The sequence below is a fragment of the Pseudomonas sp. PSPC2-3 genome (genome assembly GCF_049898265.1).
GTDB lineage: Bacteria > Pseudomonadota > Gammaproteobacteria > Pseudomonadales > Pseudomonadaceae > Aquipseudomonas > Aquipseudomonas veronii.
Genome location: NZ_JAFCXJ010000003.1, coordinates 120124 through 135086, shown reverse-complemented (window position 1 = coordinate 135086; position 14963 = coordinate 120124). Strand labels below are relative to the sequence as shown.

The 14963-nt window shown below is 62.8% G+C and carries 12 protein-coding genes; 7 read left to right on the top strand and 5 right to left on the bottom strand.

What is annotated here, in order from left to right; genetic code table 11:
- Window positions 1–24 precede the first annotated feature (24 nt).
- Together pta and ACP7E3_RS07990 are read left to right on the top strand one after the other, a co-directional pair.
- Window positions 25–2124, top strand: coding sequence for a phosphate acetyltransferase (gene pta, locus ACP7E3_RS07995; protein WP_046384744.1), 2100 nt, complete (start codon window positions 25–27; stop codon window positions 2122–2124).
- Window positions 2125–3024: an acyltransferase gene (locus ACP7E3_RS07990; protein WP_046384745.1), complete on the top strand. Its 900-nt coding sequence runs from the start codon at window positions 2125–2127 to the stop codon at window positions 3022–3024.
- A 175-nt stretch (window positions 3025–3199) separates the two neighbouring features.
- On the opposite strand, the gene cysN is transcribed toward ACP7E3_RS07990, so the two are convergent.
- The 3 genes from cysN to ACP7E3_RS07975 form a co-directional block, all read right to left on the bottom strand.
- Complete coding sequence (cysN, locus tag ACP7E3_RS07985) at window positions 3200–5098, bottom strand: sulfate adenylyltransferase subunit CysN (protein WP_046488067.1); 1899 nt, start codon at window positions 5096–5098, stop codon at window positions 3200–3202.
- A 9-nt stretch (window positions 5099–5107) separates the two neighbouring features.
- On the bottom strand, window positions 5108–6025 hold the full coding sequence (gene cysD / locus ACP7E3_RS07980; protein ID WP_010565604.1) for a sulfate adenylyltransferase subunit CysD: 918 nt from the start codon (window positions 6023–6025) through the stop codon (window positions 5108–5110).
- Window positions 6026–6205: 180 nt separating this feature from the next.
- Window positions 6206–6964: a Nif3-like dinuclear metal center hexameric protein gene (locus ACP7E3_RS07975; RefSeq protein ID WP_017845498.1), complete on the bottom strand. Its 759-nt coding sequence runs from the start codon at window positions 6962–6964 to the stop codon at window positions 6206–6208.
- 102 nt (window positions 6965–7066) lie between these two features.
- Between ACP7E3_RS07975 and algW the strand changes: the two genes are divergently transcribed.
- Complete coding sequence (gene algW / locus ACP7E3_RS07970; protein ID WP_017845499.1) at window positions 7067–8221, top strand: Do family serine endopeptidase AlgW; 1155 nt, start codon at window positions 7067–7069, stop codon at window positions 8219–8221.
- A 114-nt stretch (window positions 8222–8335) separates the two neighbouring features.
- A complete protein-coding gene (locus ACP7E3_RS07965; protein WP_426122790.1) occupies window positions 8336–10432 on the top strand; it encodes a TonB-dependent siderophore receptor in 2097 nt (698 codons plus the stop codon).
- Between the two features lie 102 nt (window positions 10433–10534).
- Here ACP7E3_RS07965 and hemH read toward each other — a convergent pair whose 3' ends face one another.
- Both hemH and ACP7E3_RS07955 read right to left on the bottom strand, forming a co-directional pair.
- Window positions 10535–11560: a ferrochelatase gene (hemH, locus tag ACP7E3_RS07960; protein ID WP_426122788.1), complete on the bottom strand. Its 1026-nt coding sequence runs from the start codon at window positions 11558–11560 to the stop codon at window positions 10535–10537.
- Window positions 11561–11574: 14 nt separating this feature from the next.
- Entirely contained in the window at window positions 11575–12474 is a 900-nt protein-coding gene (locus ACP7E3_RS07955; protein ID WP_046384748.1) for a TIGR01777 family oxidoreductase, read from the bottom strand.
- A gap of 211 nt (window positions 12475–12685) precedes the next feature.
- Here ACP7E3_RS07955 and ACP7E3_RS07950 point away from each other — a divergent pair, with 211 nt between their 5' ends.
- The 3 genes from ACP7E3_RS07950 to ACP7E3_RS07940 all read left to right on the top strand — a co-directional run bounded on the left by ACP7E3_RS07950 (window position 12686) and on the right by ACP7E3_RS07940 (window position 14962).
- Window positions 12686–13669: an NAD(P)/FAD-dependent oxidoreductase gene (locus ACP7E3_RS07950; protein WP_017845503.1), complete on the top strand. Its 984-nt coding sequence runs from the start codon at window positions 12686–12688 to the stop codon at window positions 13667–13669.
- Window positions 13669–13884, top strand: a complete 216-nt coding sequence (locus ACP7E3_RS07945; protein WP_017845504.1) for a TIGR02450 family Trp-rich protein — start codon at window positions 13669–13671, stop codon at window positions 13882–13884. Before ACP7E3_RS07950 ends, ACP7E3_RS07945 begins: the two co-directional genes overlap by 1 nt.
- 112 nt (window positions 13885–13996) lie before the next feature.
- The gene (locus tag ACP7E3_RS07940) at window positions 13997–14962 is read left to right on the top strand and encodes a YbgA family protein (RefSeq protein ID WP_017845505.1); all 966 of its coding nucleotides are present in this window, start codon (window positions 13997–13999) and stop codon (window positions 14960–14962) included.
- The last annotated feature ends 1 nt before the right edge of the window (window position 14963 follow it).

Here is a 14963-nt window from a genome sequence, read left to right as displayed (position 1 = left end):
GCCATGCACCTCCAGAGAATTCGCATGCAGACTTTTTTTATCGCGCCCACCGATTTTGGTGTGGGTCTGACCTCTATCAGCCTTGGGCTGGTCCGCACCCTTGAACGTGCCGGGTTGAAAGTCGGCTTCTTCAAACCGATTGCCCAGCCGCACCCCGGCGACACCGGCCCCGAACGCTCCACCGAACTGGTGGCGCGCACCCACGGCCTCAAACCGCCGCAGCCCCTGGGCCTGGCCCATGTCGAGCGGATGCTCGGCGACGGCCAGCTCGACGAGTTGCTCGAAGAAATCATCACCCTGTATCAGCAGGCCGCCGTGGGCAAGGACGTGCTGATCGTCGAAGGCATGGTGCCGACCCGCAGCGCCAGCTATGCGGCGCGGGTCAACCTGCACCTGGCCAAGAGCCTGGATGCGGAAGTGATCCTGGTCTCGGCGCCGGAAAACGAAGTGCTCACCGAGCTCTCCGGCCGCGTGGAGCTGCAGGCCCAACTGTTCGGCGGCCCGAAGGACCCGAAAGTGCTCGGCGTGATCCTCAACAAGGTACGCACCGATGAAAGCATGGAGGCCTTCTCGGCGCGCCTCAAGGAGCATTCGCCGTTGCTGCGCAGCGGGGATTTCCGCCTGCTCGGCTGCATTCCTTTCCAGCCCGAACTCAACGCGCCGCGCACCCGTGACGTCGCCGACCTGATGAGCGCGCAGATCCTCAACGCCGGGGATTACGAAACCCGGCGCATGACCAAGATCATCATCTGCGCCCGCACCATGCGCAACACCGTGGAACTGCTCAAGCCGGGCGTGCTGGTGGTGACACCGGGTGACCGCGACGACATCATCCTCGCCGTCAGCCTGGCGGCGATCAACGGCGTGCCCCTGGCCGGCCTGCTGCTGACCAGCGACACCCTGCCCGACCCGCGCATCATGGACCTCTGCCGAGGCGCGTTCCAGGCCGGGCTGCCGGTGCTGTCGGTGAGTACCGGTTCCTATGAGACCGCGAACCTGCTCAACAACCTGAACAAGGAAATCCCCATCGATGACCGTGAGCGCGCCGAGATCATCACCGATTTCGTCGCCAGCCACCTCGATGCGCGCTGGCTGCACCAACGCTGCGGCACGCCACGGGAGATGCGCCTGTCGCCGGCAGTGTTCCGCTACCAGTTGATCCAACGCGCCCAGGCCGCCAACAAGCGCATCGTCCTGCCCGAAGGCAGCGAGCCGTTGACCGTGCAAGCCGCCGCGATCTGCCAGGCCCGTGGCATTGCCCGCTGCGTGTTGCTGGCCAAGCCGGCGGACGTCGAAGCGGTCGCCCGCGCCCAGGGCATCGAATTGCCCGAAGGCCTGGAGATTCTCGACCCGGACCTGATCCGCGAGCGTTATGTCGAACCGATGGTCGCGTTGCGCAAAAGCAAAAGCCTCAACGCGCCGATGGCCGAACAGCAGCTCGAAGACACCGTGGTGATCGCGACCATGATGCTCGCACTGGATGAAGTCGACGGCCTGGTCTCCGGCGTTATCCACTCCACCGCGAACACCATCCGCCCGGCCCTGCAACTGATCAAGACCGCGCCGGGCTGCACCCTGGTGTCGTCGGTGTTCTTCATGCTGTTCCCCGAACAGGTGCTGGTGTACGGCGACTGTGTGATGAACCCGCACCCGAGCGCCGCCGAACTGGCGGAAATCGCCCTGCAGAGCGCCGACTCGGCGGCCGCGTTCGGTATCACCCCGCGGGTGGCGATGATCAGCTATTCCAGCGGTGAGTCGGCCAGCGGCGAAGAGGTGGAAAAGGTCCGCGAAGCCACCCTGCTCGCCCATGAACAGCAAAGTTCGCTGCTGATCGACGGCCCGTTGCAATACGATGCCGCCGCCAACGAAACCGTCGCCCGGCAACTGGCGCCCAACAGCCTGGTGGCGGGCAAGGCCACGGTCTTCGTGTTCCCCGACCTGAACACCGGCAACACCACCCACAAGGCGGTACAACGCAGCGCCGATTGCGTCAGCCTCGGGCCGATGCTCCAGGGCCTGCGCAAACCGGTGAACGACCTGCCGCGCGGCGCCCAGGTCGACGACATTGTGTACACCATCGCCCTGACCGCGATTCAAGCCGCCAACCGACCTATGGATATCTAAATGCTGGATTTTCTACCTGCCGCCGTGCGCGGGGTAATCGCGTCGTTGCTGCTGGCGCTGAACACGATCCTGCTGTGTTCGTTCCTGTTCATCGTCGCGCTGTTCAAGGCACTGCCGTTCGCCAAACGTTTCAGCGAATGGCTGATGAACCACACCCATGAAGCCTGGATCAGCAACAACAAGGCGTGGATGAACCTGGTGCGGCGCACCCGCTGGCACCTCAAAGGCCTGGAAGGGCTGGACTACCAGCACTCTTATCTGGTGACCAGCAACCACCAGAGCTGGGTCGACATCATGGTCCTGCAATACGTGCTCAATCGCCGCATTCGCCCGCTGAAGTTCTTTCTCAAGCAGGAACTGATCTGGGTGCCGGTGATTGGCCTGGCCTGGTGGGCGTTGGGCTTTCCGTTCATGAAGCGCTACTCCAAGGCCTACCTGGAAAAACACCCGGAGAAGAAAGGCAAGGACCTGGAAACCACCCGCAAGACCTGCGCGAAGTTTCGCGCCAACCCTGTGGGCATTTTCAACTTTGCCGAAGGCACGCGGTTTACCGTCGGCAAGCATGCGCAGCAGAAGTCGCCGTTTCGCTACCTGCTCAAGCCCAAGGCTGGCGGTATCGCGTTTGTGCTGGATGCCATGGGTGAGCAGCTCAAGTCATTGGTCAATGTGACCATCCACTACCCCGCCGGGCGCCCAGGCTACTGGGACTTGTTGTGTGGGAATGTGCAGGACGTGGTGGTGCAGTTCGAAGAGGTGCAGATTCCGGCCGAGTTCATTGGCAAGAATTATGAGCAGGATAGCGAGTATCGGCTGGCGTTCCAGGCCTGGATCAACCGGTTGTGGGAAGACAAGGATGCGCTGCTGAAACAGTTGCACACCGACTACCCAGGCCGCCACTGATCAAAAGGTGGGAGGGGGCTTGCCCCCGATAGCGGTGGTTCAGTCACCCGATGCTCTGACTGACACTCTGCAATCGGGGGCAAGCCCCCTCCCACATTTGACCGAGCCCGATCTTGAGGATGTGAAAAAGCCCGCCACCGATCACTCGGTGGCGGGCTTTTTGTAGCAGCGAGGTTTAGATCGCGCCGCGCTGACGCAACAGCTCCAGCACTTGCTTGACGCTGTCTTCCAGCGACAGGGCCTGGGTGTCGATCACCAGATCGGCATTCAACGGCACGTCGTAGGGGAAGGACTCGCCAGGGATGTTATCCCCACCGGCCGCGTACAAGCCTTGTGGATCGCGCTCGGCGCACACCAGCGGCGAAGCCTGCACGTAGACCGTCAACAAGCGGTCGGCACCGATCAGTGCCTTGGCCTGTTCACGCCCTTCGGCATCCGGCGCAACGAACGCGGCCAGGGTCAGCAGGCCGGCTTCGTTGAACTGGCGTGCGACGTGAGCCGCACGACGCCAGTTCTCGGTACGCCCGACGCGATCCTGCGGCAAGCCTTTGTTCAGGTCGTGGCGCAGGTTCTGGCCATCCAGTACAAACACCGCGCGGCCCATGTCGAACAACTTGCGTTCAACCGCATAGGCCAGGGTGCTTTTGCCGGCGCCCGACAAGCCGCTGAACAACACGGTGGCCGGCTGCTGGCCGAAGCGCTGGGCGCGCTCTTCGGTGGCCACATGGGCCAACTTGCCGTGCTGCGCGGCGCTGCCGTGGCTGACCGGCGGCGCGATGATCATGCCCGCGGCCACGGTGCCATTGGTCAAGCGGTCGATGACGATGAACGCGCCGGTGGTGCGGTTGCTCGCGTAACCGTCCAGGGCGATGGCGGCGTCGAGGCTGACCTTGACCCGGCCGATTTCGTTCAACTGCAGCGAACTCGCCGGGCCTTCGGCCAGGGTGTTCACGTCCACGCGATGCACGATGCTGGTGATGGAACCCGGCACATAGCTGGTGGCGCGCTTGATGTCGTATTTCTTGCCCGGCAGCATCGGCTCTTCGGCCATCCACACCAGCATGGCGTCGAAGGCGTCGGTCACTTGCGGCACGTTGTCGGCATGCACCAGCAGGTCGCCACGGGAGATGTCGATCTCGTCTTCCATGGTCAGGGTCACGGCCTGGCCGGGACCGGCGTGTTCCAGTTCACCGTCGAAGGTGACGATGGATTTGACGCGGCTGCTCTTGCCCGACGGCAGCACCACGACTTCGTCGCCCTTGTGGACGATGCCGCTGGCCAGGGTGCCGGCGAAACCGCGGAAGTTCAGGTTCGGACGGTTGACGTACTGCACCGGGAAACGCAGGTCGGTGTAGTTGCGGTCGTTGGCGATCTCGACGGTCTCGAGGATCTCCATCAGCGACTGGCCGGTGTACCACGGCGAACGCTCGCTCTTGTTCACCACGTTGTCGCCCTTGAGCGCCGACATCGGCACGAACGCCATGGTGCTCGGCTTGAAGGCGATACCGTCGGCGAACTTCAGGTAGTCGGCCTTGATCTGCTCGAATACGCCTTCGTCGAAACCGTTGAGGTCCATCTTGTTGATGGCGACCACGATGTGCTTGATGCCCAGCAACGAGGCTATGAAGCTGTGGCGACGGGTCTGGGTCTGCACGCCGTAGCGCGCGTCGACCAGGATGATCGCCAGGTCACAGGTGGACGCACCGGTGGCCATGTTGCGGGTGTACTGCTCATGGCCGGGGGTGTCGGCGATGATGAATTTACGCTTGGCGGTGGAGAAGTAGCGGTAGGCGACATCGATGGTGATGCCTTGCTCGCGCTCGGCCTGCAGGCCGTCGACCAGCAGAGCCAGGTCGATGTCGTCACCGGTGGTGCCGACCTTCTTCGAATCGCGGGTGATGGCTTCCAGGTGATCTTCGTAGATCATCTTGGAGTCGTGCAGCAGGCGCCCGATCAGGGTGCTCTTGCCGTCGTCGACGTTGCCGCAGGTCAGGAAGCGCAACATTTCCTTGCGCTCGTGCTGGCCCAGGTAGGCGAGGATGTCCTCGCTGATCAAATCAGATTGATGCGACATGACAACCCCTTAGAAATAGCCTTGACGTTTTTTATCTTCCATCGAGCCGGCACCATCGTGGTCGATGACCCGGCCCTGGCGCTCGGAAGTTCGCGTCAGGAGCATTTCCTGAATGATGTCCGTCAGCGTCTCCGCTTCGGACTCCACCGCGCCCGTCAACGGGTAGCAGCCAAGGGTACGGAAACGGACTTTCTTTTTGACGATGCGGGCTTTGTCTTCGTCGGACAGGTGCTCGAGGATGCGGTCGTCGTCGATCATGATCAACGTGCCGTTCTTCTCGATCACATCGCGCTCGGCGGCGAAGTACAGCGGCACGATCGGGATGCCTTCCAGGTAGATGTACTGCCAGATGTCCAGTTCGGTCCAGTTGGACAGCGGGAACACACGAATCGACTCGCCCTTGTTGACGTTGCCGTTATAGACGTTCCACAGCTCCGGGCGCTGGTTTTTCGGGTCCCAGCGGTGCTTGCTGTCGCGGAACGAGTACACGCGCTCTTTGGCACGGGATTTCTCTTCATCGCGACGGGCACCGCCGAAGGCCGCGTCGAAACCATACTTGTCCAGGGCCTGCTTGAGGCCTTCGGTCTTCATGATGTCGGTGTGCTTGGCGCTGCCGTGGGTGAACGGGTTGATGCCCTGCGCCACACCGTCCGGGTTGACGTGGGTGATCAGGTCCAGGCCCAGTTCTTCAACCATGCGGTCGCGGAACGTGTACATCTCCTGGAATTTCCACTGGGTGTCGACGTGCATCACCGGGAACGGCAGCTTGCCCGGGAAGAAGGCCTTGCGTGCCAGGTGCAGCATCACGGCGGAGTCTTTACCGATCGAGTAGAGCATCACCGGGTTGTCGAACTCGGCGGCGACCTCGCGGATGATGTGGATGCTTTCCGCCTCCAGCTGTTTCAGATGCGTCAGTTTGTCGACCATGGCTACTCACGGAAAAACGATCTTATGGACGGCCAGCGGGCCGTGTTCGAGCGAGGCATGCTAGCACAGCACCTGCTTCTATTCAGGGCGCCGACTAGATCGAAACGGTATATGGATATGCCCCGAGGTTTGGCGGCGATGGGCGGCCGAACCCTACCAAATGTGGGAGGGTGGTGTGCGTTAGATCGGGTTGGGACAATCGATGAACAAATGCTCCAGGGCGAAACGCCGCGCCAGGTAATCGCCCAACGCCTGCACACCGTAACGCTCAGTGGCGTGATGGCCGGCGGCGATAAAGCTGATGTCGTTTTCGCGGGCGCTGTGGAAGGTCTGTTCGGAGGCTTCGCCGCTCAGGTACAGGTCGACGCCGGCCGCAATCGCCTGGTCGATGTAACCCTGGCCACCGCCGGTACACCAGCCGACGCGGCGGATCATCTCGCTGCCTTCGATCAGCAGCGGCTCGCGCCCCAACACGCTCTGCACGCGGTGGGCGAAGTCACGCGGCGACAGCGGCTCGGCGAGGGAGCCGACCAGCCCGACGATCTTGAGGTCGGCCGGGTCCAGCGGGCCTTCGACGGTGATGTCCAACTGCCGAGCAAGCTGTACGTTGTTGCCGACCTCGGCGTGCAGGTCCAGCGGCAGGTGGTAGGCCAGCAGGCTGATGTCGTGCTTGAGCAGGGTCTTCAGGCGGCGCTGCTTCATGCCGGTGATGCACGGGTTCTCGCCCTTCCAGAAATAACCGTGGTGGACCAGCACCAGGTCGGCCTGGGCTTCGACGGCGGCGTCGAGCAATGCCTGGCTGGCGGTGACGCCGCTGACGATACGCATCACCTGCGGGCGCCCCTCGACCTGCAGGCCGTTGGGGCAGTAATCGGCAATTTTTGCGCTGCCAAGGTAGCGGTCCGCTTCCTCGACGAGGGTGCTCAAAGCAACGGCCATAAAAGACTCCTAAATATCCCGTTCCGAGGCGCTCGCAGCCTCGTATAATGCGCGACATTATGGGCGCTCCCCCGCCCCCTGCAACCTGTCAGGACTTACTTGATGCTCAAGGCACTGCGTTTTTTTGGATGGCCATTGCTGGCTGGCGTGCTGATCGCGATGATGATTATTCAGCGTTACCCCCAGTGGGTGGGCTTACCGAGCCTTGATGTGAACCTGCAACAGGCCCCGCAAACCAATACGATGGTGCAAGGCCCGGTGACCTACGCCGACGCCGTGGTCATCGCCGCCCCTGCGGTGGTCAACCTGTACACCACCAAGGTCGTCAACAAGCCGGCGCACCCCCTGTTCGAAGACCCGCAGTTCCGCCGCTATTTCGGCGACAACAGCCCCAAGCAGCGACGCATGGAATCCAGCCTGGGGTCCGGGGTGATCATGAGCCCGGAAGGCTACATCCTCACCAACAACCACGTGACCACCGGTGCCGACCAGATTGTGGTAGCCCTGCGCGACGGCCGCGAAACCCTGGCCCGCGTGGTCGGCAGCGACCCGGAAACCGACCTCGCGGTATTGAAGATCGACCTGAAAAACCTGCCCGCGATCACCATCGGCCGCTCCGAAGGGCTGCGGGTCGGCGATGTCGCGCTGGCCATCGGCAACCCGTTCGGCGTCGGCCAGACGGTCACCATGGGCATCATCAGCGCCACCGGGCGTAACCAGTTGGGCCTCAACAGCTACGAAGACTTCATCCAGACCGACGCCGCGATCAACCCGGGCAACTCCGGCGGCGCGCTGGTGGATGCCAACGGCAACCTGACCGGCATCAACACGGCGATTTTCTCCAAGTCCGGCGGCTCCCAGGGCATCGGTTTCGCGATCCCGGTCAAGCTGGCGATGGAAGTGATGAAGTCGATCATCGAGCACGGCCAGGTGATCCGTGGCTGGCTGGGGATCGAAGTGCAGCCGCTGAGCAAGGAACTGGCCGAGTCGTTTGGCCTGACCGGGCGCCCGGGCATCGTGGTCGCCGGGATCTTCCGCGACGGCCCGGCGCAAAAGGCCGGCCTGCAACTGGGCGATGTGATCCTCAGCATCGACGGCGAACCGGCCGGTGATGGCCGCAAGTCGATGAACCAAGTGGCGCGGATCAAGCCGACCGACAAGGTCACGATCCAGGTGATGCGCAACGGTAAAGAGCTCAACCTGACGGCGGAAATCGGCCTGCGCCCACCGCCCGCGCCGGTGACGGAAGAGGAATAACCCGCGCCCTCCGGGTGCCCGTTCGCGGGCACCTGTAAGCACATATTTCAGAACCGAACCGCTGACATAATGACATGTTATATTGTTTCAATATCGCTATTGGAACGCTCTATCATGTCGCCTCGCACGTTTCCCCCTTTGGCCGGCCTGGCCTTGGGTTTGCTGCTGGACCCCGCCTGCGCCGAAGACACCCGCATTGAACTGGACGCCATCAGCGTCACCACCGACGCCTACGAATCCGCCACCGGCCCGGTCAACGGCTATCGCGCCACCCGCTCCGCCAGCGCAACCAAGACCGACACCGCGCTGCGCGACATCCCGCAATCCATCAGCGTGATTCCCGCCAACGTGCTCAAGGACCTGGGCAGCACCGACGTGGAACGCGCCCTGGAATTTGCCGGCGGCGTCTCCAAGCAGAACAACTTCGGCGGCCTCACCCTCTACGAATACAGCGTGCGCGGCTTCACCACGTCGGAGTTCTACCAGGACGGCTTCAGCGCCAACCGCGGTTACCCGAGCACGCCGGACGCCGCCAATCTCGAACGCATCGAAGTGCTCAAAGGCCCCGCCGCCAGCCTGTACGGGCGCGGCGATCCCGGCGGCACGGTGAATATCGTCACCAAGAAACCCCAGCCCGACGCGTTCACCACCCTGCAAACCAGCGCCGGCAGTTGGGACCGCTATCGCACCGCGCTGGACGTGAACACCCCGCTCGACAGCGAAGGGCAACTGCTGACACGGGTCAACCTGGCGGTGGAAGACAACCATAGTTTCCGCGATCATGTAGACGCCAAGCGGGTGTTCGTCGCGCCGTCCTTCAGTTGGCAACTGGCCCCCGACACGCACCTGCTGGTGGAAAGCGAATTCGTGCGCCACCGCTCCACCTTTGACCGCGGCATCGTCGCGCCGCGCGGCATGTCGCGCTCCACCTTCCTCGGCGAGCCCAACGACGGCGACATCAACAACCACAACAACCGCCTCCAAGCCACCCTCGAACATCACCTCAACGACACGTGGGCCCTGCGCCTGGCCAGCCATTACAAACAAGGCAGCCTGTGGGGCGACGCTTCGGAAAACCGCGCGCTGAACAGCGACGGCCACACCGTCAACCGCCGCTACCGCGAACGCTCCATGGGTTGGCACGACAGCATCACCCAACTGGAACTGCGCGGTCTGTTCGACATCGGTCGTTGGCAACACGAGTTGCTGATCGGCACCGAGTACGAGGACTACCGCAAGAAGGAACGCGTGACCGCCATCGCCGGCAGCCCCTACGCGATCGACATCTACAACCCGGTCTACGGCCAGCCCAAACCCAATGGCGAGCGCTCCGGCACTGACTTCTCCGAACAGGTAAAAAGCCAGGCACTGAACCTGCAAGACCAGATCGTCTTCACCGAACGCCTGCGCGGCATGCTCGGCGCGCGCTTCGAGCACTTCGAGCAACACACCGACGACTTCACCCGTCATCACGCCAAGAGCCGCCAGACCCACGACGCCCTGACCCAGCGCGCCGGCCTGCTCTACCAGCTCACGCCTGAAGTCGGGGTGTTCGCCAACGCCTCGACCTCATTCAAGCCGAACAACGGCCTGGACGCTGGCGGCCAATCCTTCAAGCCTGAAGAGGGCGTGGGGTATGAAGTGGGGATCAAGAGCGAGCTGTTCGACGAGCGCCTCAGCGCCACCCTCGCCGCGTTCCACATCGAGAAGGAAAACGTGCTGACCGTGGACCCGGCCACCGACACCCAACGCGCCATGGGCAAGGCACGCAGCCAAGGGTTTGACCTGCAACTGAGCGGGCAACTGAGCGAGGCGGTGCGCGTGATCGGCGCGTTCGCCTACATCGATGCCGAAGTGACCAAGGGCGATAAAGCCATCCCCACCGGCAGCCGCATTCTCGGCGTGGCCAAGCGCAGCGGCAGCCTGTTGGGCGTGTATGAATTCCAGGACGGCACGTTGCGCGGTTCAGACGTGGGCGCGGCGTTCACCTATGTCGGTGATCGCTCCGGTGAAGCCGGCGGCAGTTTCGAACTGCCCGCTTATCACACCGTGGACCTGCTGGCGCATTACAAAGCCACCGACAACGTCACCGTGGGCCTGAACCTTAACAACCTGTTTGATGAAAAGTACTACGAACGCGCCTACAGCAACTATTGGGTCAGCCCCGGTGAACCGCGCAACTTCACGGTCAGCCTGACCCTCAACCTGTAACGCGGTCAAACCTGTGGGAGGAGGCTTGCCCCCGATAGCGCTACAACAGTCACCTCACCCAGTGACTGGCAAACCGCTATCGGGAGCACGCCCCTTCCCACATTACAGTGCCACGGGGGCCCGCTCGCACAGGGTGTTAAGCGCCACCGCCCACTGCTCGCTGTCATTCAAGCACGGCACCAGCACCAACTCCTCGCCGCCCGCTGCGCGGAATTGCTCCCGGCCACGGTCGCCGATCTCTTCCAGCGTCTCGATGCAGTCGGCCACGAACGCCGGGCACATCACCAGCAGCTTTTTCACGCCTTGCTGGGCCAACGCTTCCAGGCGTGCCTCGGTGTAGGGTTCGATCCACTTCGCCCGGCCCAGGCGCGACTGGAATGCCACCGACCATTTGCCGTCCGGCAGCCCCATGCGCTCGGCAAAATTGCGGGCGACGCTGAAGCACTGCGCGCGGTAACACGTGGCAAGCGTCTGCGGCGAAGCGTTGCGGCAGCAATCGGCATCCTTGAAGCAATGCGCGCCGGAGGGGTCGAGCTTGGTCAGATGGCGCTCGGGCAGGCCGTGGAAACTCAGGAGCAGGTGGTCGTACTCCTGCGCTACGTAAGGCCGCACGCTCGCCGCCAACGCATCGAGGTACTCCGGCTGATCGTAGAACGGTTGCAGGATCGAGAACTGCACCTTGAGCTTCTTGTCGCGCACCACCCGCTGGGCTTCTTCAATCACCGTGGTCACGGTGCTGTCGGCGAACTGCGGGTACAACGGCGCCAGGGTGATTTTCTGAACGCCCTGGGCGGCCAGGCGCGTCAGGGTCGTTTCAAGGGACGGCTCGCCATAACGCATCGCCAGCTCCACCGGACCCTGGGTCCACTGCGCAGTCATTTTCTGTTGCAGGCGCTGGCTGAGCACCACCAGCGGCGAGCCTTCCTCCCACCAGATCGAGGCATACGCATGGGCCGACTGCTCGGGACGCTTGATCAGGATCAGCGACACCAGCAAGCGCCGCACCGGCCACGGCAGGTCGATCACGTAAGGGTCCATCAGGAACTGATTGAGGTAGCTGCGCACATCGGCCACCGAAGTAGACGCCGGTGACCCCAGGTTGACCAGTAACAACGCGTGATCCGTCATGCAACATCCTATCTCTAGAGGCGGCTGGACAAGTCGTCCAAGGCCGCCTTCAACTCAGTGAACTGGAAAGTGAAACCGGCCGCCAACAGGCGTTCGGGCAAAGCTTTCTGGCCGCCCAGCAACAAACCGGACAACTCGCCCAACCCCACCTTCAACACGAAGGCCGGCATGGGCATGAACGCCGGGCGGTGCAGCACCTGGCCCAACGTCTTGGCAAACTCGCGGTTACGCACCGGGTGCGGCGCGCAGGCATTATAGGGACCGCGGGCGTCGTGCTGGTGCAGAAGAAAATCTATCAGCGCGATTTGATCGTGGATATGCACCCACGGCATCCACTGCCGACCATTCCCAATCGGCCCGCCCAGTGCCAGCTTGAACGGCAGCAACAGCCGCGACAAAAAGCCGCCCTCGGCCGCCAGCACCAGCCCGGTACGCACCAGCACCACGCGAATGCCCAGGGCTTCGGCGCGCTGGGCGGTTTCTTCCCAGGCGACGCACAACTGGCTGGGGAAATCGTCCTGCACCGGGCCGCTGGCTTCGGTCAGTTCGCGCTCGCCGCCGTCGCCGTACCAGCCCACGGCAGAACCGGAAATCAACACCGCCGGTTTCTCCGCCAGGCCTTCCAGCCACACCAGCAGGGTTTCGGTCAGACTGATGCGGCTGCTCCACAGCAGCGCCTTGCGTTTATGCGTCCAGGGGCGATCGGCGATCGGCGCGCCGGCCAGATTAATGACGGCGTCCACCGGGCCGATAACCTCTTGCAGGCTGGCGACACCGCGCACCGCATCGCCACATAACCGGGCGACCTGTTCAGGGCGACGGCTCCACACCGTCAGGCGATGCCCTTGCGCCAGCCAATGTTGGCAGAGTTGACGGCCGATCAGGCCGGTACCGCCGGTCAGCAAAATATGCATGGGATCTTCCTCATGTAACGTTCGCCACCGATCACTGGTCTATTTTATAAGCAGGGATCATTTGCAATCGGGCGTGACATTGATTTAAGCCTCAGCTTTAACCATAGGTCACGCCAAACGATCAGGTACGCCAAAACTTATACCAAAAAACAATATTGTACAGCTATTGGTGTCGGCGTAGTCTGTACCCAACGGTAAAACGAGGCCTCCCATGACTGTCCCCATCGCGATCATCGGCACCGGCATCGCCGGTCTCTCCGCCGCCCGAGCGTTACGAGACGCCGGGCATGTTGTACAACTCTTCGATAAAAGCCGCGGCAGTGGTGGCCGCATGTCCAGCAAGCGCAGCGACGCCGGCGCACTGGACATGGGCGCGCAGTACTTCACCGCCCGCGACCGCCGCTTCGTCAACGAAGTGCAGCGCTGGCAAGGTAATGGCTGGGCCGAGCAATGGAAGCCGCAGCTGTATAACTTCAAGTCCGGCGAACTCACGCCCTCCCCCGATGAACAGATCCGCTGGGTCGGCACGCCGCGCATGAGCGCCATCACCCGCGCCCTGCTTGACGACCTGCCGGTGCAGTTCAGCTGCCGTATCACCGAAGTGTTCCAAGGCAAACGGCACTGGAACCTGCTGGACGCCGACGGCGGCAACCATGGTCCGTTCAGCCACGTCATCATCGCCACGCCCGCCCCGCAAGCGACCGCCCTGCTGGCCGCCGCACCGAAGCTGGCAAGTGCCGCCGCCGGCGTGAAGATGGACCCGACCTGGGCCATCGCGCTGGCCTTCGACAAGCCGCTGGAAACCCCGATGGAAGGCTGCTTCGTGCAAGACAGCGCCCTCGACTGGCTGGCCCGCAACCGCAGCAAACCGGGGCGCGACACCGTCCTCGACACCTGGGTGCTGCACGCCACCAGCGCCTGGAGCAAAGAACATCTGGACCTGCCCAAAGAAGCAGTGATCGAACACCTGCACGGCGCCTTCGCCGAACTGCTGCACAGCGCCATGCCCGCGCCTTCGTTCAGCCTGGCGCACCGCTGGCTCTACGCACGACCGTCCAGCGCCCATGAATTCGGCGTGCTGGCCGACGCCGACCTGGGCTTGTACGTCTGTGGCGACTGGTGCCTGTCGGGCCGCGTGGAAGGCGCCTGGCTCAGTGGCCAGGAAGCCGCGCGACGCTTGATCGAGCACCTGTAATGAACCGCATAAACCCCGCTAAATTGCTGCTGTCGAAGTGGACAGCAGCACACCCGCGCAACAAGGAAAAACACTTCCTGGTCACCGAACTGTTTTGTGATGAAGAAGGCAACGTGCTCGACATCGAGCTGCAAGCCGTCATGACCCGGCGCGGTGAACGCCTGCCCTGGCAAACCCTGCAAAGCGCCGAGGACTGGCGAATCGGCTGGAAATAGCCCTCGCACAAATACTTGTACAAACCATTTGACTTGTACAGCATCAAACCTATGATGAGATTTAGCTGTACATGCTTTTACGCTTGTACAGGAATCTTGCAGAGGTTTGCCCATGTCCAGCACCCCGTCCTTCAAGCCGAAGATTGGCATCAGCGCCTGCCTGCTGGGCGAGAACGTCCGTTTCAACGGCGGCCACAAGCAATCGCAACTCTGCAGCGAAGTGCTCGCTGCGTACTTCGACTTTGTGCCGTTGTGCCCGGAAGTGGCGATCGGCCTGGGCATTCCCCGAGAGACCATTCGCCTGGTGGGCGATGCCGCGTCCCCTCAAGCCGTCGGCAGCGTGCATCGCGAGCTGAACGTCACCGCGCCGCTGGGTGAATACGGCGAAAAAATGGCCGCCGAGCACAGCGACCTGTGCGGCTATATCTTCATGCAGAAATCGCCGTCCTGCGGCCTGGAACGGGTCAAGGTCTACCGTGAAAACGGCGCACCGGTGGACGGCGGCGGGCGTGGCATCTATGCCCAGGCCTTTTGCGCGCGCCACCCCAACCTGCCCGTGGAAGAAGACGGCCGCCTGAATGACCCGGTGCTGCGGGAAAACTTCCTGACCCGCGTCTTCGTCTACGCCAGCTGGCAACAATTGCTCGGCGAAGGCCTGAGCCGCCATCGCCTGCTGGCCTTTCACGCGCGCTACAAATACCTGCTGATGGCCCACAGCCCGGCGCATTACAAAAGCCTCGGCAACCTGCTCGGCGGCATGGCCAAGGGCGAGGACCTCGACGCATTGGGCAGCGGCTATTTCAGCGCGCTGATGAGCGGCCTGAAAAAGTGCGCCACCCGCGGCACCCACACCAATGTGCTGCAACACATCAGCGGTTACCTCAAGCAGGCCATCAGCGCCGACGACAAACAGGAAATGCAAACCGTGATCGGCCAATACCGCCAAGGCATCGTGCCGCTGGTGGTGCCGCTGACCTTGCTCAAGCACCACTTTCGCCTCCACCCGGACCGCTACATCGCGCAGCAGGCTTACTTGCAGCCACACCCGGAAAATCTCAGCCTGCGCAATGCGATCTGAA